The following is a 24,995-nucleotide window of genomic DNA, read 5'->3' as shown; positions in this document are numbered from 1 at the left end:
ATTAATTCGCTTGATGATTTGGGAAAAACCTACAAACGATGGTTTGCAAATGTCGTCAATGAAGGTGAAAGGCAACCGTTGGGCAACTACTTTAACTGCTGATTTGTTGAATATCGTCAACCATGCCGAAGATGCTGCATCTGCCAATTTGTCGGTGAAATATACATCCCCGCACTGGGAGATTATTTTCAACAAAGAGCGAAAACCGCGTCCTTTTGTCGAGGCGGCTGTGGGAGTGCGAGAGATGATGCTTTTGCAGCTTTTGAGTCGGCAAGTTTTTTTTCAAAGATTCAATTATGCTTTCCCTAATTAAGGGAAAATCAATTCAAATGCTTTTTTTAAAACCAGTCAAATTACCCATATGGGAATGGTAATTCAAGATGACAGCAAAGAAACGCTGCTATTTTATGAAGAAGTTCTGGGGTTGATTCGGGCGCGCGACGATGTAGAAACTACCTTTGAGTCTTCCCTCGCCGGAAGGAAGATTTTTGAGTTTCAGTCTGGGGAACGATTTGTGGTGACAGCTTTTGATGACCCCCGATCGTCGAAAACAGATTTTCAGGCCGCGCGATCGGGTAGACTGTATATTCTGAGGTTCCCGAGTTCGATCGCACTAGGCGATAGATTTGAGCGCGCCAATCCCGGATGTTTGGGAATGTCGCTGTACACATATCGAGTGTCTAGTATTGCACAATATTTTCAGCGAGTCAAAGCCAGCAATGCACAAAAAATCACAGAAATAGTCGCTAATGAATTTGGGGAACAAAGTTTTTCCTTCATTGCACCTGACGGATATTTTTGGACATTGATAGAATCAGGTTTGTAGTGAAGAATGCAAGTCTTAATAAAAATCAGAAGACTTGCATTCTTCACTACAAATTAATTTGACTGATATCAGTTGCGGTTACACTCCTTATGATATAGAGGAGACTGCACGTGCCGTTTCCCTACGCCAGATTAATTGTAGGGACACGGCACTGCCGTGTCCTGGCTGTAAGTAATATTAATTCCGATGCTACTGGATTTGATATGATGCGGTAATGTGCTGGTGCGCGCACCCTACATTGACAGTTCGCGATCGCACTCCGACTGCTCGAAACCGGCGAAAGATGGACGAAAACACGCGTTTGGGCCCGCAGATTCAGTAAAAAACCTGGTTTCGCATGGGCCGCCATGTGATCGCGAACTGATTGAGCGCATTCATCTATTATGAGCTTATGCTTCCGGTGCTGGCAGAGGGAATCTTTCTCCCGCGAGATAAGCATCAAAGTTCTGTTGAAAATAAATCCAAGAAGTCATATCTTCCACATCTAATTGCGATTTCGGCGCATCTTTATACAACGGAATGCGAGTTTTAATTTCATCTTGCAGCAATTGAGGTAATTCTGTCCAACTCTTGACTTTGGAACCCGTGGCACTGTAAATCATGTTACCGGGTCGATTTCCCATTTTCATCCATGCCAGCCACGGCCCGATTCTATCCCAACTCAGAATTACTTGAGAAACTGAGGCAAGTTCGGGATTTAATAATTCTGCTGTGGGCACTGTCAGCTTAAATAATTCCGCTGCTTGATAGATGGGATTTGGACTGTAATCAACAAATCTGGCATCCTCAGCTAAAGGATTAGGATAGTTGGGAAATAAGTCAAAGACAAAAGTCGTAATTTCAGGCTCTACTTTAGCCGGGAAAATTCCTTTAAAATTACCTTGGACGGGGTTGTTAGCAACGTGAGCAACCGTTAGGGTTTCTCCTGTCCAAGGGTTCTCCCATTTGTGGATAATTTTTCCGCTGTTGGGGTCGAGATAGTAAGTTAGTTCTCGCGAGGTGAATTTCCAGCCGCCCTCGCCGTCAGCAATACACCTGCTTGCACTCATGCCAAGTATTTTGAACAAGCGCTTTTTCGGTTCGTTGGGAACAAAAGAGTAAATATAACCGTTCCAGGTGAGAAATGTTGCTTCACCGTCTAGGGAACTGCGCGTTTTCACCCATTCTTTGGCATCAAATTCTTGTAATAAAACCATACCGCCGGCTCCTGTAAATAATCGATATTTTTGTGCAGCGGATTTGACATTTCATCCCCAAAATCAACTGCTGCTTGCAATTCGGCGCTAGTGGCGTACTGGTGCATCAGGTGGGTTTCGAGAGGATGTCAACCGCCGCATCGCCGACTAATATCCGTCGTTTCTCTTGAAACCTGCGCCTCGATTTGCCTCTTCTTTCGGTTTAGCTTTGTTCACTCGCAAGGGGCGCCCCATCCACTCTGCACCGTCTAATTCGGCAATTGCAGCGTCTTCTTGGGCATCCTCCATCATCTCAACAAATGCAAAACCGCGCATCCGACCGGTTTCCCTGTCGGTAGGCAAGACAACTCGCTTGACTGTGCCGTATTCTGCAAATACTGCTTTCAGGTCTTCTTCGGTGGCGCGGTAAGACAGATTTCCAATGTAGATAGTCATGTCGATCGAACTGAACTTGTTGTGCTATACATAATAACCTGTTAATTTAACTGTCAAGTGCTCTCTAGCATACAACTGGGCGATCGACTTTGACTAAAAGGGTTTGCTGCACTGACCAACCCTTGGTACTGGCTGCAATAGTTAGCTTAATCAAAACTCATATCCTCACTCGCCCTGCGGATGAGTGAGGATATGAGTTTTGGGGCGGCGAGGACTCCTACCCCTGAACAATATTTGATTTTAATCAGATCACTGATGGGTGGGCGACCAATCACCAAGCATCTTCCGAAACAAAGCGACTAACAAAGTCTAATATATTAGGTTGCTTTGGAGCGCGAGCGTTGATATAGCGGTTCTCAACTTTCGTGAGGTACTTGGCAATTAATTACCAATTCCCCACTTCTTCCATTCTTTAATCTACAATTTAAATCTGTACCTCATTCACTTGAGAATGGCTATACACATCTAGACAGCCCTTTGAGGAAACCTACTTCACCTATCCCCAGCCCTTTCCTAAATGGGGAGATGTCACCTTCAATCCTTGCGCCAAATTTGGACTTGCAAATTGGAAATGAGGATTGGGACAAATTTTCTCTCCATCTCTTTAATCCCCAAGTTAGGATATTACTTTTCTCCATTAAACTAAGGATGTAAGATTTAAAGCAGCTTTGTTAAGTGTTTGAGTGCCAATTCGACTTTGGGTAATACCGCTGGCTGTTTCCGTTGCTCCTTTATTCAGAACATTCATCGCATCTACCACTTGCTCAATAGCGATCGCCTGCTGTTTGGTATTCAGATAAATTTGCTGACTGCTCACAACTACACTGTTAATAGCATTGGCAACATTGTTAAAATTCTCCGCCGTACCTTCAGTCAATTTTAGGCTATTATCTAAAGTTTTCTTGCCCTCATCTGTTACCATCACTGTTTTATTAATGGAATTCTTAATACTGTTTATCAAATCATTAATCTGATCCGACGATTTTTTGCTTTGATCTGCGAGTCGGCGAATTTCCGTCGCCACCACCCCAAACCCCTTTCCTTGTTCTCCGCTGCGTACTGCTTCCACTGTAGCGTTAATTGCCAGCATATTAGTTTGATTAGCCAAATCGCTGACTAAATTGGTAATATTAGCAATCTGATTGGTTTGCTGGCTCAAATTTAAAACTTGATCGGCGATAGCGCCGACTTTTTCCGTCAAACTCAACATTCCCTGCTGGGTTTTATGCACCACTTTACTGCCTTCTGCTGCCATATTTAAGACATTCCTGGCATTTTCAAGGGCTGATTCGGCTTGCATAGATGATTGCCTTGATGATGCGCCCAATTCATCCATTGTGGTAGTTGTTTGATTAACAGAAGCAGCTTGTTGTACAGCAATACGTTCCTGTTGCTCAATTGTAGCAGCGATCTCGGTAGAAGAACTGACAATCATATTAATAATACCTTTCAGCGCTTTATCTAAAGGTTTGGCGATCGCTATGCTTAAAGCTATGCCTAAAATAATCGCTATTAGCGGCCCAACTGTCATCCCCAAAAATACAGCTACTTGAGTCTTACTAATATCATTTTCGGCGGTTGTATAAGCGTCGTCGGCTTGCTTTCTGTTGGATGCAGCTACGGCTAAATTTGCTTTTTCTGCCTTGATAAATTCAAGGCGAATTAGCTTAGATTGCTGACTGAGTTTATTCAAAAGGTTACTAGCTGTGTTTGCTCTTGCCATTTCTGGCGAATTCCTTTTACCTTGAGTAATTAGGTTTAGCTGCAAGCTCAAAGGATCCAAAATTCCCAGTTTCTCAAATTCTTGATTAATTCGCAGGAGTTCTTGATCTTCTTGCTTCCACTTCTCCCAATACTTAAGCATTTGTTGATATAGTGCGTTTTCCTCTGCGGTACGTGGAGTGGCTTCGTATGCTTTAAACCCATCTTGAATCTGCTGCCAAGCCTTGTCCATTCTGTTTAAGGCATCTTGCCTTTCTGCTTGACTGAGCGCCGGATTAATTAGCGCTCTCTCGGATGACTCAATTTGGGTTTGTCCCTCGTTAATTTTCCATAATGCTTCAATACTCGGTAAATTATTTTTACCTATAGTATCTATGTGTTGACTGAGATTAGATGTTGAGTTCCATCCTACCCAGGCAACTAAAAATACTAAAAGTCCCATCATCAAAAAAGCACTGATCAGTCTGGTTTGTAAATTCATTTTTCTCAACATACTATTTCTGCTTCCTTCTACTACAGTTATCCTCGCTGCAATCATGAACATATCTTGTATATTATAGCTTTTATTAGCTAGAGGAATTACCTATTAAATTTTTCTATTTTGGCTTTTAGATTTTAAAAGTAGTAATTAATTAATTGATGAGTAAATCCTGAGCCTGAAAGTCGCTATCGATTTTGGGTGACCACGTAGTTACGCTAGGTTTTTGGTTGTCAGGATGCTGAATTCATTTTTATAAACCCCTTTAGTCTACAGGTTAAAAGCTGGCTTTACACAAATTAAGCCTGCCGACGCCAACTATAAAAAGTGGTAGGATTATAATTTAGTTTGGAGTTCAGAGATATAGCCTTTGTGAGGCAGATGAGGTATCATATTGCTGGCTCATTAATAACGGTAAAACATAAAACATAAGATATAAGATAAATGAACTATAACTCGCTCAGGAGTCACACCATCACCAGAAGTGGAGGGGACGCCCCCTCCACTCACAGCACGTTTGTTTGCCAAGCATCGAAAACATCATACATTACTAACAATGAAAGCTTATTATCTTGATTTTAGACAAAAAATTATCGATGTTGATCATTACGGAAGCAATCTCACAAAAATCCCTAGCTAAGTGTTTTTTGGGAGTTATCAGTTTGGTAAAAAAAATCTTTAAACAGGCTCGTGAAACCAAAAATATTGCTCAACCAGCTAATTTATGCGACCCTGCCAAATTAAGGCAGAACAACTGATAATTTTAGCTCCGAGTGAAAATAAAAATAATTCAAGTCTTGAATAAATTCATTCTTAACTATATCAATAAAAAGTTCCGTGGCTAAAAATAAAACGAATAAACGTGTAAAAATATTTTCCCAAAACATTATATATAACGAGCGATAAAGTTAGAATATAAGTTACTTTAAGAAGTAAAATGATAGAATTACATTTGAGGCTTTCCTGCTCCGGCAGCCTACCAAAACTAGGGAAAAATGCTTTGGTAGTGATGGAAAATAGTCATATAAATAGACAAAATAAGTAAAAAAACTAATCAAAAAAAGGGCGAAAGTAATATAATTGTCGCCCGCTTCGCCCGATTTATCACCAACCTAAGAATTTGTAGTTATAGTTCAAACATAAATATATTTTCAGTTTGATCAACACAACAAATTTATCACTAATCAGGAAAGGCGATCGAGTTTGCATTCCGTCAACTTTCTAAGCAAGATATTTGGAACTGGTTTACAGACTGCTGTTATTGTACTTCATCAATCTGAGAAAGGCTATACGGGAATCGCTTGTGTCTGTGCAGATTTTCTAGCGGGGACTGAGCAATTCAATCTAGCCAAGTGTGCAAATCCCATAAGGGAAAAACGCGGAAAGCCAAACTGTGAAGTTTGGAAGCCCACGCCATAACTGTAATCAGTTTGGCGTTGGGAGGATGTTACTGCTTTTCCTTAGTCGATCGAGATTGACTGAGGCCCCGTGCTTTTACCGTTGGTGGGTTCTGCTGGGGGAGTAGTGTAGGAAGTTGAACCAGCTTGCTCGTCGATCCAGCTTTTAACGGGATCTTCGTGAAGGTTGAGTCGAAGCAGGCCAGATAAAAATCCGCCCGCGAAGGCGATCGGCTGTTCGATCAATTCTTTCGCCATTGGGATGAGTTCGTCGATGAACATTCAAGAGTCTCCTTGTGTTGCAGGGGTTCTACCTTAACTGTATCGTTTGTACTGCGATGCTGGCAGCGGGCTACAAAAAACCTTGTTCCCAGCACTGAAGATGGGCGATCGGGCAATTTTTCGGCTATTGACTTACAATGCTAATCACATTGCTGCAAAAATTTTATGTGCCGTTTGCTTGGCTACCTCGGGGAGCCGATTTTACTCGATGCTATTCTGTACAAGCCGGAACATTCCCTAATTGTGCAGAGTTACGATCCCCGCGAAATGACTTCTGGCCTACTCAATGCTGACGGTTTTGGTATTGGTTGGTATCACCCGCGCCTAGATACTGACCCGTTTACTTATAAAAATGTACAGCCAATTTGGAGCGACGTTAACCTTCCGAGTATCAGTCGATACGTTGAATCTGGATGCGCGATCGGATATGTTCGCAGTGCAACTTCAGGACAAGCTGTAGATTTGAGCAACTGTCAGCCGTTTCAGAACGATCGCCTGCTGTTCGTACACAACGGCTTCGTGAAGAATTTTCGGCAAACTCTTTACAGACCAATTCGCGAGCGACTCAGCGATACCATTTATCAATCAATTAACGGCACTACAGATTCAGAGCATATCTTCGGCTTGTTTGTCAATGAATTGACAGCCGCCAATGTGACTCTAGAAACTGCTTTGCGAAACTCGCTGAAAACTTTGGCAGAGCTAGCAAACTTTCACCAAGTAGAATTTTCAGCTAATATCATTGTCAGCGACGGACACCAGCTCGTTGCCTCTCGCTTTGCTTCCCAAAAAACCCCTCCTTCCCTCTATTGGCTGCGGGACGATTTAAATTTCCCGGATTCTGTCATCATTGCTTCTGAACCTTTATTTGCAGGCAATTGGCACTCGTGCCCAGTCCAGAGCATTATCAGTACCGGAGTAGACCGTGATATCCAAATCTATCCAATCTTGTAGAGAGGCAATTTATCGCGATTTGCAGCAGTGTCGCCGCGGCACTTTCAAGCTATTTACAGACATCGACTACGATACTTTCTGCAGCCAAGCTCATCCTGATTTCAGTCCAGTTGGCTGGCACTTAGGTCACATTGCTTATACTGAGGATTTGTGGCTGTTGCAACGATGTGCTGGCTTGGAACCTGTCTTTCCTCAGTATCACCAACTGTTTGCTGCTGATATTTTGCCGAAAAAGCAACGGGTTTTTCTGCCGACGTTACCTGAAGTTGAATTATATCTGGACGCGGTGAGAAAAAAGGTGTTAGATTATTTGGAAGTAGCGCCGATCGACGAGCAAGAACGTCTCTGGCGGTTTATTATTCAGCACGAAAGCCAGCACTGCGAAACTGTTGCTTTCGTGTTGCAAATGCACAGGAAGAAGGAAGAAGGAAGTTCGGCAACGGATTTGGTAACGGATTTAACGGATTTCCGGGACGTAACGGATAGAAGGAATAAGAAAGAGGGAAGATTAATTGCCGATTACCAATTACAAATTACCGATTCCCCGACGATTGAAATTCCGGGCGGGGAATTTTACATGGGAAGCGATGCTGCTGAGGCTTTGGATAACGAGCGATCGCGCCACCTGTGTTATTTAGAAGAATACTCCATCGATCGCTATCCCGTCACTTGCCGTCAATACCGAGATTTCATGGAATCCGGCGGGTATCAAAACCCTGATTGGTGGTCAGCGGACGGCTGGAAATGGCTGCAAGGCGAAGCCGTCTCTCAACCGCTTTACTGGTCAGAAAATCCAGCTTTCAACAACCATCCAGTTTGCGGTGTCAGTTGGTACGAAGCCGAAGCTTACTGCAACTTTGTTGGCAAGCGTTTGCCATCGGAAGCAGAATGGGAAAAAGCTGCGAGTTGGGATGCCACAAATCAAACATATCGCATCTATCCTTGGGGAGAAGAACCCCCAAACGGCAGCCTGTGCAATCACGGCAATAATATTGCCAATACCTCGCCCGTTGATGCCTTTCCCAAAGGAGCAAGTGCGATCGGCTGCTATGATATGTTGGGGAATGTTTGGGAGTGGACTGCTTCAACTTTTGACGCCTATCCGGGATTTGAAAGTTATCCTTACAGGGGCTATTCTCAAGTTTATTTTGATGGAGAACACCGGGTTTTGAAAGGGGGGAGTTGGGCGACTTTTCCGCAGGCACTGCGATCGACCTTTCGGAATTGGTACTATCCGGGCGTGCGGCAAATTATTGCTGGTTTTCGCTGCGCTACGTAGTTGGCTAGGTAATTATAATTACCATCAAGTTTGTTCATAGTGAGGAATTTATTCATCGGACTTTGGCGATGAACAAATTCCTTAATACTTGCCTTAAAAAGCTTATTTTACCAACCTCAGATAACTGGCTGGAGAGGGAATTGGGGAAAAAAAATGTTTGCGAAATGCCCAACTTTTTTCCATGTAACAAACTCAAATAAAACAAGTTTGGTTAAGTATTCAATAATTTTTGTGGATAAATTTTAAGTTTTAATTGTGGATGCGATCGCCATCCGGTGAGAAAATACAGAATCCAGAGCCGCATGAAAAATCTGACTTGAGCGCGATATTTGGCAACGCGGCTGCGTGCTATACCGATATGTGCATCTAAAAATTACTTTATGAAATCCCCAAGACTCTCCGATACGACAAACTCAGCCTTAACGAAGGAAAACCGCCTGCACTTAGAGCGCCTGGTGAGCGCTGCGGCACTGACACCTGCAGAAATCAATGCTGGCAGCGATGCAGTTAGCGGGTTGACTCAAACCCCCAAATCCCTGCCTCCAAAGTATTTCTACGACGATCGCGGCTCGAATCTGTTTGAGTTGATTTGCCAGTTGCCGGAATACTACTTGACGCGCACTGAGACGGCAATTTTGCAGGGGTGCGCGGGGGCGATCGCCAATTTAACTGGCCCCTGCGAAATCGTCGAACTCGGCAGCGGCAGTTCCACCAAAACTCGGATTCTCCTTGATGCTTACAGTCAACTGGAATATCCCCTGCACTATTTGCCGATCGACATCAGTCCTACTATCCTAGAAAGCAGCGCTTGTCAACTCTTGGCAGATTATCCGTCGCTCCAGATTCACGGACTTGTCAGCACTTACGAATTAGCCTTAGCTAAAATTGCACCGTCGCCGTTGCCAACCCGAATGATTTGCTTTCTCGGCAGTACCCTCGGCAATCTCAACGCTCAAGAATGCGATTTATTCTTCTCGCAAATTGTCGGTGCATTGCAGCCGGGAGAGTATTTTTTGCTGGGAATTGATTTGGACAAATCGAAGGATATTTTAGAGCCTGCCTACGATGACAGTCAAGGAGTAACGGCAGCATTTAACTTAAATATGCTGCGGCATTTAAATCGAAAATATGAGGGAAATTTTGATTTAGCGCAGTTCGAGCATTGGGCTTTTTACAATCAAGAGGAATGTCAAATTGAAATGCACTTAAAAAGTAAAAAAGTACAAACAGTGCAGTTGCGTTCTCTCAATTTAACAATTGAATTTGCAGCGGGAGAAACTATCCGCAGCGAAATATCGCGCAAGTTTAATCTCAATACTGTAAAAAAAGAACTTTCGCAGCGTGGTTTAAGGCCAGTGCAGGTTTGGACAGATCCAAATCAGTGGTTTGGCTTGATGCTTTGTCAGATGTCAGTTGTTAATTCCGCCTGGGAATGAATTCCCAGGCTAATAGCTAAAGTCCTCGCTATGAGGACTAAGGAGTTTAACAGGAATTACGCACTCTAGATGGTGTTGCAAGGCTTTGAGATTCTTCAGTTCCTTCGCAATGCTCAGGACTCAGAAGGACTTAGTTACGTTGTTAATGCGTAAGTCCTATCTCAGTCCTCATAGCGAGGACTTTAGCTTTGAGGCAGGGAATTCATTCCCTGCCGGATTGTGGGTTTAACGTTTAACAAGTCAAATCAGGAATAAAGTCCTGACTACAAACAAATTACTAATTACCAATTAACAAATCGGCCGCTGTCCGGGTTTTACGGCGTGAATGTACTCGCTGCCCGAGGTCGGCCATCCCCGCTTATAATAAGCTTCCTCCGGCTTCCCCCAGCCCAACTGCAACAAAATTTCTAGAAAATCCAACTTTTCCCACTTCGAGAGACTGGCCCATTCTGTGCGCTGGGCTATAGCCTCTACATCAACCGGCTCGATTGATCGAAAATCCTTCCCGCTGTTAATGCTTAAATACAAATCCATCCCGGCAGTTACCTGCTGCCAGAATTCCAACATAGAAATCTTAGCTGCCTTCAGCGTGATCAAATCAATCGGTAGAGCTATTAATTCGTCATCCACTGCCGGATAGCGTAGAGTATTGCCTTTAACCGCGATTTCCCGCCAGACAATCCCAGAAACTTGATGTTCCCGCTGGTATTCGTGCACGGCAGCCTTAAAATTTTGATAAGCAGTGAACTTCTGAACTCCCTCAGATTTGAGAAAGCGGTCAATCACGGGGTTGCCTGTAGCAGGAGTTTCAGTCAAATTGAGACGCCGCCCATGCAAGCAGGCTTGGCGCTCTTCTTCGAGGATTTTAATGAGTTCCGCCGTGCTGTAGACCTTGGACATCTTTATTGAGGCAAAATCAAGATATTGGCTGATATTCGGCTGGTTTTCTCGACTAATCTTCGGTAAAGATAGTTTGGCTGTTCTGGGCAATATTCAGTTTTGCCGTTATTCTAACTTTTCTTGCTGCTTAATTCTAGTTGGATAGTTTACAGGAGTCGAGCCGCGAAATCCCGACAGCCTCTTAAAAAAGCAGTTAAGAGGGTACTGAATCACGAACGAGACTGGGAACTGCACCGCCGACGTACCTCGCGGGATTTTTCGCCAAAAACAAAGCCCCCTCGAAGGAGGGGGCAAAACTGATTTAGAGGTTTGGGAGTTTTATTTGATGGGTCGACCGAACCACCAGAAAAACAAGCAGCATTCGCACCTGCCGTCAACTACCACAACTCAAATTTTCAGTCTCAAAGTTTAGTAGCGTCCGCGTGAAGAGCGATCTTTGTCGCCCCAGCCGCCGCCACCCGATGAGCGTTTGTTGTCTTCGCGAGGTTTGGCTTTGTTGACTTTCAAGTCGCGGCCCATCCATTCAGCACCGTCTAGAGCTGCGATGGCTGCTGCTTCTTCTGCCTCGCTTGCCATTTCCACAAAAGCAAAACCCCGCATCCTGCCTGTTTCCCGGTCCACTGGCACTTGGACGCGGCTTACAGTACCGTACTCGGCAAATACTTCGTTGAGGTCGTCTGATGTTACCTCATATGAAAGATTACCCACGTAAATCGACATAAAATCTCCAGAATCATTAGGGTGCAGAGACTTAGATTCGGAGAGACGCTTGTAAATAAACACCAACAAACTACGCAACCGAATTTAATTCTTGGAAAACCACTATAACATGAAGCCACCAGAATCAGCAATTGGCTGTCATAATTTTCAATTTTCTGTGCCGTCGGGCAATCGCCAACAGAAAGTATTCGTGATAACTGACATCTTACACTCTTGGCGTCCTCCACTTGGTTTCTTGCTGCGCGATCGACCTGATATCTGAGATTTTTCATCGCTGTTACCAGGTTGATTGGGTCTGATTGAGAACAGTGCCTGAGATTCAGTTATAACTGACATCAGGCACTGTTCTCCCTGGGCAAGCCTCCTGCCCGTTCCACCAGAGATAAATGTTTTTAGCCCAGGATTAATCTTCGGAGTCAATCTCCCATCTCCCATCTCCCGTCTCTTATCGCATCCGATTTAGCGCCAGAGAATGGCGGTTCCCAAATAATTATCAAAAGAGTTATTAGCCATATCTACGCGCATTTTATACATATAGACATCAAATTTCACCCGATATAGAGGGACTTTGCCAGAATGGCCCTCTTGAATTGTTGCTATTCCTCCATAAGGAGGAAAATCAGTTGTAATTTTTATTCAAAATAGATTCACTTTGAGCTTATGAAAAATCTCATTGGCGACTCTCAATACATTGTAAAAATGTAAAAAATGATTGCACTTACCCGGTAAAAAAATTAAGTGTTGATATTAGGGAACAGAATTGCTCACGGCTTCAAAACAAAACTGACTTTCAAAGAAACAAGAGAGGTGATTATCTGGTCTTTATCCTACAAACTATATCTATCTTCTGTATTTGTGAGCTACTTAATTTTGTGCCGTCGCTAGTTTTTCAACGAACTGCTAATCTTTGAGCGGTTCCTCTGCCAAATTTATATTCTAATTATTGGTGAGGTGGTGATAATATTTAACCACCCTTAAATATTATTAATTTTCTCATCTTTTAGAATGGCTAAATTCTATGAATTTTTCTAAAAAAACTAAGAGAAAAAAATTAAACAAAAAACACAAAAAATTAGCGGCTTTAGCTATAACGTTGCATCATTCAGTAATGATGTAATCATTATTTTTAATATAAGGTTTCCCTTTTATTCGTTTTTAAACGCTTTCAGTAGTTTCTCTATTGGCTCTTTCTCTGAGATGATTCTCTGCTGTCATTTTGACACTAATTACATAAAGTTTGTTTTCGATTATCCCGTATTTCAATGCCTAACAGCTTATGTCCTGGGAAAGATGCGATCGCACTCCTACCTCCCTAGCATTGTAAAAGTTGAAAGCCCACAGTTCACAAAGATTGTCTGGTACAGAGAGAAGCAAGCCTAGACAAACGAGCGTGAAGCAGTTACAGAGGATTTTAAATGGTTATAAACAGTTCATTGACCCGGCCCTTGGCTGTCGTGACGGGTGCCTCTAACGGTATCGGTTACGAACTCGCCAAACAGTTCGCTCAAAACGGGTTCGATCTCCTAGTCACCGCCACCGGAGCGAGCATCAATGAAGCGGCTCAAGCCTTTGAGGGGCTCGGTGCCAAAGTCGAGACATTGCAGGCAGACCTCGCTACCTACGACGGTGTTGAGACGCTCTACAACCAGATAAAAGCGACTAATCGGCCAGTGGATGCGATCGCAATTAATGCCGGTGTCGGCGTCGGGGGCGACTTTGCCCGCGAGACAGATTTGAAGGACGAACTAAATCTGATTAACCTCAACGTTGTCTCGTCTGTGCATTTGGCTAAACGGGTAGTTAAGGATATGGTCGATCGCGGCCAGGGACGGATTCTATTCACTTCCTCAATTGCCGCCCTAATGCCGGGGCCATTCGAGGCAGTCTACGCGGCATCTAAAGCATTTATACACTCGTTCTCAGAAGGGCTGCGTAACGAGTTAAAGGACACAGGCGTCACCGTTACCGCGCTGATGCCAGGGCCGACGGATACCAACTTCTTCCATCGGGCGGGAATGGACGACACGAAGGCGGGCGCAGACAAGAAAGACGACGCGGCCGAAGTTGCCAAGCAGGGCTTCGAGGCGCTGATGGCGGGTAAGGACGACATTATCGCCGGTTCACTCAAGACAAAGGTTCTGGCCAGCGCGAGCAAGGTTTTGCCTGATACCATTAATGCCGAAATGCACCGCCAGCTTACTGAACCGGGTTCTGCTAACAAATAATTCGCGCCCGTCTGACTATTCTTATGTGCAGATTTAATGAAAGTAAACATCGCAGATAATGGCAAGATTGCAGCCGATAAAAGTGTGTTTACTTCTCCCAGTAGTGACGATTTAACGAAGTTTTCTCAGGCGTTCATCGATGCCATTATGCAGCATTGGTCTTGGATGGAAACTGAGGAATAAATGGTTCTCGCCTAAGTAATTTAGTACAGCACATTTATGCAAATTCATCATCTCAATTGTGGCTGTATGTGTCCCATTGGAGGGGCGCTTTTCGATGGGTTCAGTCGGGGTTTGACGGCTAACCTTGTCTGCCACTGTCTGCTCGTTGAAACGAATCAGGGACTGGTTCTGATCGATACCGGCTTCGGGCTGCGGGATATCCACTCGCCTTACTCTCGGCTCAGCCCGTTTTTCGTCCACTTTAATAATATCCAGTTCGATCGCAAGTACACGGCAATCCATCAAATTGAACAGCTCGGATTTTCACCAAGCGATGTGCGCCATATTGTGCTAACCCACCTCGATTTCGATCATGCCGGTGGTCTAGAGGATTTCCCTGAAGCCACGGTACACGTCATGCAGGCTGAAATCGATGCCGCACAGGATCGGCACGGTTTCATCACAAAAAGGCGCTATCGTCCGGGGCAGTGGGATGAAGTCAAACGCTGGAAATACTATTCGGCGGGTGGCGAACCTTGGTTCGGTTTTGAAGCAGTCCGCGACCTCGACGGGTTGCCGCCGGAAATTTTGCTAATCCCCTTGGTGGGGCACACGCGCGGTCATGCTGGCATTGCCATTGATACACCCGATGGCTGGCTCATGCACGCAGGCGATGCCTATTTCTACCGACACGAGATGGATGCCGCTAACCGACGCTGCACGCCCGGTCTGCGCGCCTACCAATGGATGATGGAGGTCGATCGCAAGACTCGGTTGCTCAATCAAGACCGACTACACGCATTATCGGTGCAGCATAGTAAAGATGTGCGCGTGTTTTGCAGTCACGATGCTATTGAGTTAAAAGCCTTCGCTGGCGGGTCTAGGAACTCTCAAAACTAGAAATTTCATCATTATTTTTGGTAACAGATTCTGATGGTTCGATCATCGACGATCGGCGTGTCCGAGGCTTTTTTGTCCGCGACACTCGTCCGATCTTCTTCTACAAAATCTCATGCCAATGGCATCAGTATAAAGAAGGTATTCTATGAAGATGCTTAAACTCCTACTATTTCTTGCAGCCGTCGGTTTTCTCGGCTCTGCTGTTTATGCCCAGTCTCAACCCGCCCAGATCGATCGAACAACGCTGCCCACAGAACAAACGGTTGGCGATATTGAACCCGTTGCGGTCTTCAACGGTCCGATGCCTACAGGTGTTACTGTTTCCCAAAGCGGACGCATCTTTGTGAACTTTCCTAAATGGGGCGATCGCGTAGAGTACACTGTTGCTGAAGTCAGGAATGGTCAGACTGTGGCGTATCCTAATCCTGAAATTAATCGCCCGAACCCAAGCGACCCATCAAAGTCCCTGATTTCGGTTCAAAGTGTGGTGGTTGACCCGCGCGATCGCTTGTGGATTTTAGATACTGCCAGCATCAACTTTGCCCCACCACAGCCCGGTGGAGCAAAATTGGTCGGAGTGGATCTGGGGCAAAACCAGGTTTTTAAAACCATTGTCTTTCCCCCAAATGTGGCATTGCCAACAACTTACCTGAACGATGTTCGCTTTGATTTGCGGCGAGGTAAGGCTGGAATGGCATTCATTACCGACTCGTCGGACAAGGGACCAAATGGAATTATTGTGGTTGACTTGGACTCCGGCAGAAGTTGGCGGCGGTTGAACGATCATCCTTCCACGAAAGCTGTCCCCAATTTTCTACCCAGTGTGGAAGGGATGCCCATTATGAATCGTGAACCGGGTCAACCGCCCAGTCCGATCAAAATTGGTTCCGACGGGATTGCAATTAGTGCGGATGGAGAGCGACTATTCTACACTCCACTTGCATCACGACGACTCTACAGCGTGGCTGTCGATGCCTTAGTAAACGAGCCGATGTCCGATCGAGAAGTTGCCGGCACAGTGGTAGACCACGGCGAGAAGGGAGGAGCTTCCGATGGCTTGGAGTCGGATGCTCAAAACCGAATTTATCTGACAAACTACGAGCAGAATGCAATTCAGCGTCGTCTGCCGGACGGCTCGATCGAACGGCTGGTGCATGACCCGCGAGTGCTGTGGCCCGACACGCTTTCCGTCGCCTCGAATGGTTACCTTTATTTCACGGCAAATCAACTCCACCGCCAAGCTAGGTATCACAACGGTCAGGATTTGCGACAGAAACCCTACAGCCTGTTTCGAGTTCGGATTAATGCCCAACCTGTAGGACTGCGGTGAACTACCGCGTTCACAGTCACAAAAGGCAGTCAAGCGTTTGCATTCCGGGCGATCGCGCGATCGTCTCTTCTACGATCGGGGGCGGTCAATGCTAGAAAACTAGCCTCAAACACAAAAAGCGCGATCGTTCGTTGGAAAGACCCGATCGCACGCTTCATCATTATTATTTATTGGAGAAGTTTGTGAATCAGAAAATATCCTCTGGAGCCAATATATCAAAAGTGAGGCTGACGGGAGTAATCCTTACGCTTCACCGTTGCGAGCCGAAAACCTACGTGGTCTGCCCCCTGCGACGGTAATTGCGGCAGACATTGACCCGCTGCGGAGTGAAGGACAATCGGTTACGCGAGGCTGGTTTTGCTGTCAAGGCAACCAATTATACCAACGTAACTCATGAGTTCTTTGGCATGGGAGCCGTGGCGGATAAGGCAAAGCAGGCAGTTAGCGAAGCTGCAGCCGGATTGCGATCGGGATGTTGACAGACGCGCAACTAGCTGTCGCGGTTAGGGTGTCAAGAGTAGGGATTTAGTATACGTCTTAGTAGTTTTTTGAAGGAGACATTTATGGGTATCAGCAGACGCAAGTTGTTAAAAGTAACTTCTGCTTCAGGTTTGGTTGCAGCAGGGCTGGCTGCTTCCGAAGGGTTGTTGAAACCCGTGTTAGCTCAAGATGAACTGACTCAAGTAGAGGTTAAAAATGAAGTAGCCCAAGGTCAAACCCAAAGCGGCGAGATGAGTTACAGGACGCTGGGACGCACAGGAGAGCGAGTGTCTGCAATTGGCTTGGGGGGACACCATATCGGACGCATTCGAGAGGAGCAAGAAAGTATTAAGCTGATCCGCAGTGCGATCGACCGTGGCATCAATTTCATGGACAATTCTTGGGATTATCACAACGGACGCAGCCACCGCTGGATGGGTGCAGCGCTCAAGGATGGCTATCGGCAAAAGGTGTTTCTGATGACCAAAATTGACGGCCGCACCAAGGGCGCTGCGATGATGCAGATTGATGAGTCACTGAAGGCGTTGCAGACCGATCGCATTGACCTGATGCAGCATCACGAAATTATTCGGATGGAAGACCCCGATCGCATTTTTGCTCCCGGCGGGGCTATGGAGGCGGTAGTAGAAGCGCAGAAGGCGGGCAAGATTCGCTACATCGGGTTTACAGGACACAAAGACCCTGTGGTTCACCTGCGAGTGATGGAAATTGCCGCTCAAAACAATTTCCGTTTTGACGCGGTACAGATGCCGCTGAACGTGATGGACGCTCATTTTAGAAGTTTTGAGCAACAAGTTCTGCCGGTGCTGGTGAAGAACCAAATAGGTGTATTGGGGATGAAATCTATGGGCGACCCCTACGTCCTTAGAAGCAATACAGTAAGTCCGATCGAATGTCTCCACTATGCGATGAATCTGCCTACTTCAGTCGTGATTACTGGCATTGATAGTATGCAACTCCTCGATCAAGCGTTTGAGGCAGCTCGCACGTTTAAGCCGATGGATCGAGCACAAGTTACAGCAATGCTTAATCGCACTCGCGAGGCGGCGGCAAAAGGGCAATACGAACTGTATAAAACTACCAACCAATTTGATAGTACCGCCATGAACCCATCGTGGCTAGGGTAAGCGCTTTTTTATTATTCCTAAGCAAATCTAGGATGAGGGGAGAGTTATTTCTTTAGATAACCCACCAAGGCTAGAGGAGAGGTTGTCTCCGGCTCTTTTGCGTTGTGGGATTTAGATTTTTTTATGAACCGCAGAGGGCGCAGAGAACGCAGAGGAAGAGAGCAGACGGAAAGTTTTTAGTTTTAAGTTAAATAGCTCAAACTTTACCCCAACGCGGTATTACGAGGAACAAAGCAATTCCAAAACTCAAAACTCTTCGTCAATTTCCCCTTACCACTTTCCTGACATCGCGCCCTTGAGCCTCAATTCTTCTCGACTGACTAGAGCTTCGTAGTAATCGGGTTTGATTTCAAGGGCGACTCCGTAAGAGCTAATAGCATCTTGAGTTCGCTGCAATTTTTGCAAAACGTCGCCCCGCTGCGCCCAAGCTTCCCAGTTGTCTGGCTTGAGTTGAATCACTTGGTCAAAAGCGACGAGTGCTTGGGAATAATTCTGCATTTCCCCTAGGATCAAACCTCGCTGTACCCAGCCTTGATAGTTATCCGGCCAGACAGTAATTGCTCGATCGTATGATGCTAGAGCTTGTTCGTACTGCTGCAATTTTGACAAAGCGTTGCCGCGTTGCAACCAAGCTTCAAAATTGTCTGGCACGATTTTTAGTACGCGGTTGTAAGCTGCGACGGCTTCTTCGTAACGCTGCAATTTTTCCAGCGCTGCGCCTTGCTGCAGCCCTACTTTTGATGTAATTTCTGCTTCTGAAGTCAGAGAGATTACTTTATCAAAACAGGCGATCGCTTCTTCGTATTGCTGTAATTTTTCCAGAGCTTCGCCTCGCAAGTTCCAAGCTTCTAGAAAATTACCTTCAATTTGTAGGGCATTACTGTAAGCGATAATTGCCTCTTTGTAGCGTTCTAATCCTGCTAGGGCGATGCCTCTACCCAGCCAAGCTTCGGGAAAATTCGGATTAATTTGAACGGCTTGGTCAAAAGCTGCGATCGCCCCTTCAAAATCTCTCGATTCTGACAGTGTTTGACCGCGCCCGATCCATGCTTCGGGATAAAAAGAATTAATTTGAATTGCCCGATCGAAACAAGCAATTGCCGCATCCGCCCACTGGTGTTTGAGGGCCATTCCTTTATAAAACCAAGCTTCGCAGTCGTTGGGCTGCATTTGCAGTACGCGATCGTATGCAGTCACCGCTTCTGCATATTTGTGCAGTTTTGCGGAAGCAATGCCCCGATTGAACCAAGCCAGAGTATTTTGGGGTTGCAGTTGAATGGCGCGATCGTAAGAAGTTACAGCTTCAGCGTAGCGTTCCGCTTTCATCAAAGCCAAACCTCGGTTCAGCCAAGCTTCCCAATTTGTCGGGACGAGTTTCAGCGCGCGCTCGAAAGCGGCCACGGCTTCAGGATAGCGCTCCGCTTGAACCAACACGTTGCCTTGCCGATACCACATGGCGGGCAAATTCGGATGAAGTTGGGTTGCTTTTTTGTAACAGCTTGCGGCTGCATCCCACTGCTGCAATTCCTCTAAAACTCGGCCTCGCTGATACCAAGCTTCGTGCTTTTCTGAATTGATTTGAATTGCGGTGTCGAAAGCCGCGATCGCTTCTGAGTGATTTTGCAAACTTAACAGCCCTGTGCCGCGCAGCATCCAAGCCCAGTATTCTTCGGGATTAATTGCTGTAGCTCGATCGGCGCAGGCTACGGTTTCTGCGTAGGAGTGCAGTTGCTTGTAAGCTTTGCCCAGATTCAGCCACGCCCTGGCCCAGTCCGGCTTAATTTGAACGGCTTTCCCGTAGCAAAGGACTGCCGCTTCGTACCTTCCTGCGGCGTACAATCTATTGCCCCGATCGTAATCTGGAAATGCTGCAAAAATTCTTAAAATCGGCGGCAGCAGCGCTGGCTGGGGGTTTGAGGAGTTTTCTGTAGCCGAAGTCGAGAGGTCTGGCATACGCCTTTCACATAAAAATTTAGTGGGATAACAAGCTTGCGGTCTTATATATTAACTTATGCTTTTCTTAATATCGCTGCTGTTTGGAAACAAATTTAGCATATCAGGCTTGGTGCGACAAATCCTTTTTACTTAATTCGAGTAGGTATAAAATTATGCACCCTTCCCACTTGCGGTACACGGCTGTAACATACGGTCAGTCGATTTTCGATTTTCGATTTTCGATTGACCGAAAGCATCGAGGACACAAGCACCTATGCCCTAATTCAGGTTTAAAACCAAATTCAAGATGCTAGAGTTGGACGCGCTTTTAGATTTCACTGACTGTCATTGGGACTCGATCGACTCGCACCCGAATTATTGGTACGAAGGCCTTTGTCCTCAAAGCGGCGAGCTGCTGAGACTGCCGCGTACTCGAATGTCCGAGGATCTTGCCCGGGGTTTGATGCAGTACCTTGCGGCTGACGATGCCTACGATCGCGAAGGGAAGATGTACGGCATATTGCTGGTGGAGATGCCTTCGGGGGAACAGCGGATACTCAAAGCATTTTCCGGGCTGCTGAACGGTTGCAGCATTGTTGAGGGCTGGGTGCCACCGATTCCGGGACGAGATCGAGTTGCTTTTGAGGAAGCCCGCACGTTAACTCAATTGGAGGCGATGAAACAGGAACTTATTGCATTGAATCAACTCCCGCAGCGACAAGAGTATGAAGCCTTATTTCGGGAGTTTGAAGTGCAATTGCAAGTTTTGAGCGCTCGCCACCGCAATTGCAAGCTGCAGCGAGACGAAAAACGCCAGTTACGGTGTCAAACTCTCGCAGCAGAAGCACTAGAAGTTGCCCTGGAACAACTGAATCAAGAAAGCCGTTTGGAGAAAATGGAACGCAGGCAATTAAAACGGCAGCGGGATGAAACATTGCAGCCGCTAAAACAATTAATTGAAGCTGCAGATGGGCGGATGCGGGCGCTGAAACAGCGGCGAAAAGAACTTTCCCGCGAACTTCAAACGCAGATGCACGCGGCTTACACTCTGATGAATTTTTTAGGGAAATCGCGCTCGCTCTCCTCATTGATGCCAACCAATTCTATTCCCACTGGCACCGGCGACTGTTGCGCGCCAAAATTGCTCCACTACGCGGCAGTACACAATCTGAAACCGCTGGCAATGGCTGAGTTTTGGTGGGGGCCGCCATCGGGCGATAAGATACAGGGAGAATTTTATGGTGCTTGTAGCGATCGGTGTCAGCCGTTGATGGGTTTTTTGCTGTCAGGATTGGCTCAAAATCCGATTGTTTCTAATATGGATGAGGGTTTTACGGGCGGGCTAGAAGCCCACCCCACAAGCAATAATTTTTCTTGTGGAACGGGCATCTTGCCCGTTACGCAAATGCTACCGATTATTTATGAAGACAAATGGTTGATTGCGGTTAATAAACCCTCTGGCTTGTTGTCAGTTCCGGGTCGTTATCTGGAAAATCAAGATAGTGTTTTTAGTCGTTTGCGTAACTTATTACCGGATAGTTTTGATTTGAATGCGGTGCATCGTTTAGATTGGGAAACATCGGGGATTTTGCTATTGGCGCGGGACAAAGAAACCAGCATTCAACTCAGGCAGCAATTTGAAACAAAGCAGGTTCACAAAGTTTATGAAGCGCTGCTTTCGGGTACTGTAAAAATTGATGCGGGGACGATCGATCTCCCACTTTGGGGCGATCCAGAAAATCGCCCTTACCAGCAAGTCAATTGGGAGTGCGGAAAGCCCAGTGTTACTCGCTTTCAGGTAATGGCAACAGAGGGAAATTGCGATCGCGTCGAGTTTTTGCCGCTGACGGGACGCACGCATCAATTGAGGGTTCATGCAGCGGATGTTCGAGGGTTAGGGATACCGATTTTGGGCGATCGGCTTTACGGATGTCGGGCTGCTGCGAAGCGGCTACACTTGCACGCGCGGGAACTTTCTTTTGAGCATCCGCAGTTAGGAGAAAGGCTATACCTAAAGGCAGAAACACCATTTTGATCTAAGGGCGGCAACGAGCGATAGTTGAGCGCTAGGAATTACATATAGAGACAGCAAATATTTATTTTTTAGTAATCAAAGCAACCTGAATTCTGAGTAAATTTACAGGTTAGCAGCCACCTTAAAACAATCAGAAAGCTGGAGAATTGCGTCTTAAATTAAGAAATAGTTTCGGAAAATGTATGAAATTCATATTACCGTCAATAGCGTGCATCAAAAGTGAGATGATCCTCTTATGAATCCTGCACAAGGATGTTTATTTAGTTGTACTAACCAGAGGGTTAGGATAATCGTCCCTGGATATTTCTAGCAATTTAGGTTAAACGAGTCGCAGGTTACTCAAAGCATTATATACCAAGGCTAGGAGAGAAGCTAGAAGTTATCAAAATGGGGGAACTTCAGGTTAAGTTATCACCCATGAATAGAGCCGGGAACGAGCTACTTATTACTGATTACTTCTTATTTATTTTAGCTCGCATTACTCGGAAATCTCTGCTTCAAAACAGGCATTACCGGACAAGGTTTTTGCTCCTGCAAATTCTCCGGTTTGTTCCAAGTAAAAGGCCCTTTTTTCTCCGCCGCCATCCACAGCAAGCTTTTTGCTCGCGTCATCGCCACATACAGCAGTCGAAATTCTTCTGCTGTTTTCAAATAACCTGCTTGTTCCCAGGCTTCGCCTAGATTTGGTAAAGGATATTTTTCGTGCAAACTTGCTCGAATTTGTGCTCTCGCTACCTCTGCTAAAGTGAAATCTCCTAAAAATCGGGTTTGCGGCAAAACTCGCAAATTTCCGGGGATGGTTTGTTCGTGCAGAAACGGCAAAAATACGCAATCCCAATCCAATCCTTTGGCTTTGTGCATGGTAATAATTGTTAGTTGACCTTTGCTGGTATAGCGTTCTTCTATTTTGTCGTCTGCATCCACAGGTTCAAATCTTTCGGAACTGACAATTTCGCTCAGTACATCCAAAATATTCCGCATTGAATTGTTGCCGGCTGTTTGGATTGCTACTCGTTCTGCTAATTTGTCGGCGGTGGCTAATTCTGTTTGGTCGTATTGCAGCGCTAAGGCTAAGAAGGAAATGATTTGGTATGGTGGCAATTCTAAGCTAGCTTGCAGCAAACCGCAGCAAAAATAGCGACATTTGCGAACGGGATCTGACTGCTGCGGGTCTAGGGGGCCTGGGTAAAGAAATTGCTCGGGGCTAGTCGCAAAAGCATTGTAGTCTTGTTTGGGGATCAGTTGCCGATCGCTCAAAATCTTTAAGGCTGCTTTCAGGTAGTCTGGAGAGTGCGGGCGATCGAGGAATTGCAGCAGTGTTAAGATTTCCCAAGGTACTTGAGAATGTCTGTCCCGCTCTCCCACATCCTCAATTTTAATCCCGTATTTCCGCAAATCAAAGCTTAATCCGTGTTTTTGAGGATTTTCCAGCACTTCTTTGATAAACTTACCTTGTTTGTTTTCTCGCACCAAAATAGCCATCGATTTCAGATTTTCTAACGGCAATTTGGCACTATTTTCCCCCTCACTCGCTTCCCCGCCTGAATCGATATCTTTGCCATCCCTGCCAAATTCAAAATCGGTCGGTAAAAATTCCTCTACCAACTCAATTACCCGCTTGCCAATTAACTCAATTGTATGGTAAATATCCCGGGGAGTATGCAATTCTAAGCCGCGACCAATGGGGGCAGGATTTGCATTCTGCTGCGGGTCATGGCTGGGTACTGGCTTAATAGTTTGGTCGCGAAAAGGCTGTTCCGTTCCCGCTAATTTCGAGCTATTTACCCATTGCAACATAAAGTTAGCCGCATCGATAATCACCTGGGTGCTGCGGCCTGCGCCGTCCATTGTCGCTAACTTATTTTCCACTTCGCACCGATCGCAAAATTGGTTAAAATAAATCGGGTCTGCAGGAGTGAAAGTAGAATTAATCGCTTGATTTGGGTCGCCAACTCTGATAAAATTGGGAGGTAAAGTAGGATGATCGGGATCGATCGCCAATGTTTCCAAAAGCCGAGTCTGCAAAGGTGTCGAATCCTGCGCTTCGTCCTCGAAAACAGCAAATACTTGCTTTTGCTCGATCGCCCTCGCCCTCGGATTGTCCAACACCCGCAAAGCGGCTAAAATCATTTCGTCGTAATCGATGAATTCCCGACTCCTCAACAAAGCCTGATATTTTTGATATAAACCCCCAGCTACTGCTAAAATCTCATAACCATCCCCTGTATCAAGAGCATTCATTTCTAACAACTGTTCGGGAAATAAACCAGAAGATTTCGCCTCGTGAATCACAGTTTTAGCTACCTGCGGCAAAATTTCTGTCCGCAAAACCGATTGTCGCCGCAGCCTCTCCGTTTCCTCTCCGTCGAATTGCTGTCCTTCCAACAAAACTTGATATCGGCGGGGATTTTCGGCAATCCAAAGTTCTACACAAGTGCGAATTAATCGGTGACTTTGAGTGGGAGTAACTAAGGTTGAGTTTTCTAAATTTAAACCCGACAAATCCGGATGGCGCATCGCAATATTCAAAGCTAAACCGTGCAAAGTGTGCACCGCAAAACCGCCTTGCGATAAAGACAATTCTGCCAATCTTTCCCGAATTTTAGCTTTAATATTAGCAGCAGCCGATCGCGTAAATGTCACGACAATTAACTGGCGGCGGCTGTGAAGCTGGTTGCGGGCGATCGCAATTGCCGACGCAGCAGCCATTCCCGTAGACTTCCCGGCCCCCGGAACAGCCGAAACAGCAAGGGGACCGCCTTGCCAATCCGCCATGTCCTGCTGCCCCGCACGCAAGCTTTCGCGAATTTTAAGGCAAGCTTGTTCTCGCAAAACTGCGACAAACCCTGATTCGGAAAGCGCTGAGGCTACATCCGGGCGATCGATCTGGGTTGTCGATCGCATAAAATCAGTATCAAATTCATCTGTCATTCGATTTTAGATTTTAGATTTTAGATTTTAGATTTTAGATTAGAAAAATATTTGTCGCGTTCAGCCTTTTCAAACGGTATCAGAAACCGAGTTGCTTTAGTTGCGATCGCGTATCGCCAGAACCCAAACCGTCAATCGATTTTAGATCTTAGATTTTAGATTAAAGAATTGAATAAAGCGACCCCGCTGAGAAATCCGGGGGTTGGCCATTGGGAGTGAGGAGC

The 24,995-nt window shown here is 45.8% G+C and carries 24 protein-coding genes; 14 read left to right on the top strand and 10 right to left on the bottom strand.

Annotation, left to right across the window (positions count from 1 at the left end):
- The first annotated feature begins 10 nt into the window (after positions 1 to 10).
- Positions 11 to 313, top strand: a complete 303-nt coding sequence (locus QUA57_RS11755) for a hypothetical protein (RefSeq protein ID WP_333251111.1) — start codon at positions 11 to 13, stop codon at positions 311 to 313.
- Between the two features lie 54 nt (positions 314 to 367).
- Positions 368 to 826 (top strand): hypothetical protein, encoded by a 459-nt coding sequence (locus QUA57_RS11750; RefSeq protein WP_333060974.1) that lies wholly within the window; start codon positions 368 to 370, stop codon positions 824 to 826.
- Positions 827 to 1,215: 389 nt separating this feature from the next.
- Here the strand turns inward: QUA57_RS11750 and QUA57_RS11745 are convergent, their stop codons facing one another.
- The 4 genes from QUA57_RS11745 to QUA57_RS11730 all read right to left on the bottom strand — a co-directional run bounded on the left by QUA57_RS11745 (position 1,216) and on the right by QUA57_RS11730 (position 6,336).
- A complete protein-coding gene (locus QUA57_RS11745) occupies positions 1,216 to 2,022 on the bottom strand; it encodes a DUF1838 domain-containing protein (RefSeq protein ID WP_333060972.1) in 807 nt (268 codons plus the stop codon).
- Positions 2,023 to 2,169: 147 nt separating this feature from the next.
- Entirely contained in the window at positions 2,170 to 2,457 is a 288-nt protein-coding gene (locus QUA57_RS11740; RefSeq protein ID WP_333040719.1) for an RNA-binding protein, read from the bottom strand.
- 637 nt (positions 2,458 to 3,094) lie between these two features.
- Entirely contained in the window at positions 3,095 to 4,660 is a 1,566-nt protein-coding gene (locus tag QUA57_RS11735; RefSeq protein WP_333060971.1) for a methyl-accepting chemotaxis protein, read from the bottom strand.
- A gap of 1,457 nt (positions 4,661 to 6,117) precedes the next feature.
- Entirely contained in the window at positions 6,118 to 6,336 is a 219-nt protein-coding gene (locus QUA57_RS11730; protein ID WP_333040721.1) for a hypothetical protein, read from the bottom strand.
- A 165-nt stretch (positions 6,337 to 6,501) separates the two neighbouring features.
- On the opposite strand from QUA57_RS11730, the gene egtC reads away from it, so the two are divergent.
- The 3 genes from egtC (at position 6,502) to egtD (ending at position 10,005) form a co-directional block, all read left to right on the top strand.
- A complete protein-coding gene (gene egtC / locus QUA57_RS11725) occupies positions 6,502 to 7,290 on the top strand; it encodes an ergothioneine biosynthesis protein EgtC (RefSeq protein WP_333060970.1) in 789 nt (262 codons plus the stop codon).
- Entirely contained in the window at positions 7,262 to 8,569 is a 1,308-nt protein-coding gene (locus QUA57_RS11720) for an ergothioneine biosynthesis protein EgtB (RefSeq protein ID WP_333060969.1), read from the top strand. Before egtC ends, QUA57_RS11720 begins: the two co-directional genes overlap by 29 nt.
- 380 nt (positions 8,570 to 8,949) lie before the next feature.
- Entirely contained in the window at positions 8,950 to 10,005 is a 1,056-nt protein-coding gene (gene egtD, locus QUA57_RS11715; protein WP_333060968.1) for an L-histidine N(alpha)-methyltransferase, read from the top strand.
- A 288-nt stretch (positions 10,006 to 10,293) separates the two neighbouring features.
- Here the strand turns inward: egtD and QUA57_RS11710 are convergent, their stop codons facing one another.
- The 3 genes from QUA57_RS11710 to QUA57_RS11700 form a co-directional block, all read right to left on the bottom strand.
- Complete coding sequence (locus QUA57_RS11710) at positions 10,294 to 10,905, bottom strand: hypothetical protein (RefSeq protein ID WP_333060967.1); 612 nt, start codon at positions 10,903 to 10,905, stop codon at positions 10,294 to 10,296.
- 408 nt (positions 10,906 to 11,313) lie between these two features.
- Entirely contained in the window at positions 11,314 to 11,625 is a 312-nt protein-coding gene (locus QUA57_RS11705; protein WP_333040726.1) for an RNA-binding protein, read from the bottom strand.
- Between the two features lie 147 nt (positions 11,626 to 11,772).
- A complete protein-coding gene (locus tag QUA57_RS11700; RefSeq protein ID WP_333060966.1) occupies positions 11,773 to 11,961 on the bottom strand; it encodes a hypothetical protein in 189 nt (62 codons plus the stop codon).
- Between the two features lie 1,079 nt (positions 11,962 to 13,040).
- On the opposite strand from QUA57_RS11700, the gene QUA57_RS11695 reads away from it, so the two are divergent.
- Genes QUA57_RS11695 through QUA57_RS11680 form a run of 5 tightly spaced genes read left to right on the top strand, consistent with a single transcriptional unit; the run spans position 13,041 to position 16,242 of the window.
- Entirely contained in the window at positions 13,041 to 13,850 is an 810-nt protein-coding gene (locus QUA57_RS11695; RefSeq protein WP_333060965.1) for an SDR family NAD(P)-dependent oxidoreductase, read from the top strand.
- A 36-nt stretch (positions 13,851 to 13,886) separates the two neighbouring features.
- Positions 13,887 to 14,033, top strand: coding sequence for a hypothetical protein (locus QUA57_RS11690; RefSeq protein ID WP_333060963.1), 147 nt, complete (start codon positions 13,887 to 13,889; stop codon positions 14,031 to 14,033).
- Between the two features lie 36 nt (positions 14,034 to 14,069).
- On the top strand, positions 14,070 to 14,912 hold the full coding sequence (locus tag QUA57_RS11685; RefSeq protein WP_333060961.1) for an MBL fold metallo-hydrolase: 843 nt from the start codon (positions 14,070 to 14,072) through the stop codon (positions 14,910 to 14,912).
- Positions 14,913 to 14,929: 17 nt separating this feature from the next.
- Positions 14,930 to 15,061 carry a hypothetical protein gene (locus QUA57_RS28680; protein WP_445304470.1) on the top strand — a complete coding sequence of 44 codons (132 nt, stop codon included), beginning with the start codon at positions 14,930 to 14,932 and terminating at the stop codon, positions 15,059 to 15,061.
- Positions 15,058 to 16,242: an L-dopachrome tautomerase-related protein gene (locus QUA57_RS11680; protein WP_333060960.1), complete on the top strand. Its 1,185-nt coding sequence runs from the start codon at positions 15,058 to 15,060 to the stop codon at positions 16,240 to 16,242. The genes QUA57_RS28680 and QUA57_RS11680 overlap by 4 nt, the downstream gene beginning before the upstream one ends.
- Positions 16,243 to 16,271: 29 nt before the next feature.
- Here the strand turns inward: QUA57_RS11680 and QUA57_RS11675 are convergent, their stop codons facing one another.
- Positions 16,272 to 16,403 (bottom strand): hypothetical protein, encoded by a 132-nt coding sequence (locus tag QUA57_RS11675; protein ID WP_333060958.1) that lies wholly within the window; start codon positions 16,401 to 16,403, stop codon positions 16,272 to 16,274.
- Positions 16,404 to 16,411: 8 nt separating this feature from the next.
- Here QUA57_RS11675 and QUA57_RS28675 point away from each other — a divergent pair, with 8 nt between their 5' ends.
- From QUA57_RS28675 to QUA57_RS11665, 3 genes are all read left to right on the top strand, one after another.
- Positions 16,412 to 16,639: an alpha/beta hydrolase fold domain-containing protein gene (locus QUA57_RS28675; RefSeq protein WP_445304471.1), complete on the top strand. Its 228-nt coding sequence runs from the start codon at positions 16,412 to 16,414 to the stop codon at positions 16,637 to 16,639.
- Positions 16,569 to 16,721: a hypothetical protein gene (locus QUA57_RS11670; RefSeq protein WP_333060956.1), complete on the top strand. Its 153-nt coding sequence runs from the start codon at positions 16,569 to 16,571 to the stop codon at positions 16,719 to 16,721. The genes QUA57_RS28675 and QUA57_RS11670 overlap by 71 nt, the downstream gene beginning before the upstream one ends.
- A gap of 84 nt (positions 16,722 to 16,805) precedes the next feature.
- Positions 16,806 to 17,870, top strand: a complete 1,065-nt coding sequence (locus QUA57_RS11665; protein ID WP_333060953.1) for an aldo/keto reductase — start codon at positions 16,806 to 16,808, stop codon at positions 17,868 to 17,870.
- 270 nt (positions 17,871 to 18,140) lie between these two features.
- Here the strand turns inward: QUA57_RS11665 and QUA57_RS11660 are convergent, their stop codons facing one another.
- Positions 18,141 to 19,823, bottom strand: a complete 1,683-nt coding sequence (locus QUA57_RS11660) for a tetratricopeptide repeat protein (protein ID WP_333060950.1) — start codon at positions 19,821 to 19,823, stop codon at positions 18,141 to 18,143.
- 289 nt (positions 19,824 to 20,112) lie between these two features.
- Between QUA57_RS11660 and QUA57_RS11655 the strand changes: the two genes are divergently transcribed.
- On the top strand, positions 20,113 to 21,840 hold the full coding sequence (locus tag QUA57_RS11655) for a pseudouridine synthase (RefSeq protein ID WP_333060949.1): 1,728 nt from the start codon (positions 20,113 to 20,115) through the stop codon (positions 21,838 to 21,840).
- Positions 21,841 to 22,308: 468 nt separating this feature from the next.
- On the opposite strand, the gene QUA57_RS11650 is transcribed toward QUA57_RS11655, so the two are convergent.
- Positions 22,309 to 24,771: an ATP-dependent helicase gene (locus QUA57_RS11650; protein ID WP_333060948.1), complete on the bottom strand. Its 2,463-nt coding sequence runs from the start codon at positions 24,769 to 24,771 to the stop codon at positions 22,309 to 22,311.
- Positions 24,772 to 24,995: the final 224 nt, after the last annotated feature.

The sequence above is a fragment of the Microcoleus sp. Pol7_B2 genome (assembly GCF_036701035.1).
GTDB lineage: Bacteria > Cyanobacteriota > Cyanobacteriia > Cyanobacteriales > Microcoleaceae > Microcoleus.
This window is presented reverse-complemented; position numbering and strand designations above follow the sequence as displayed.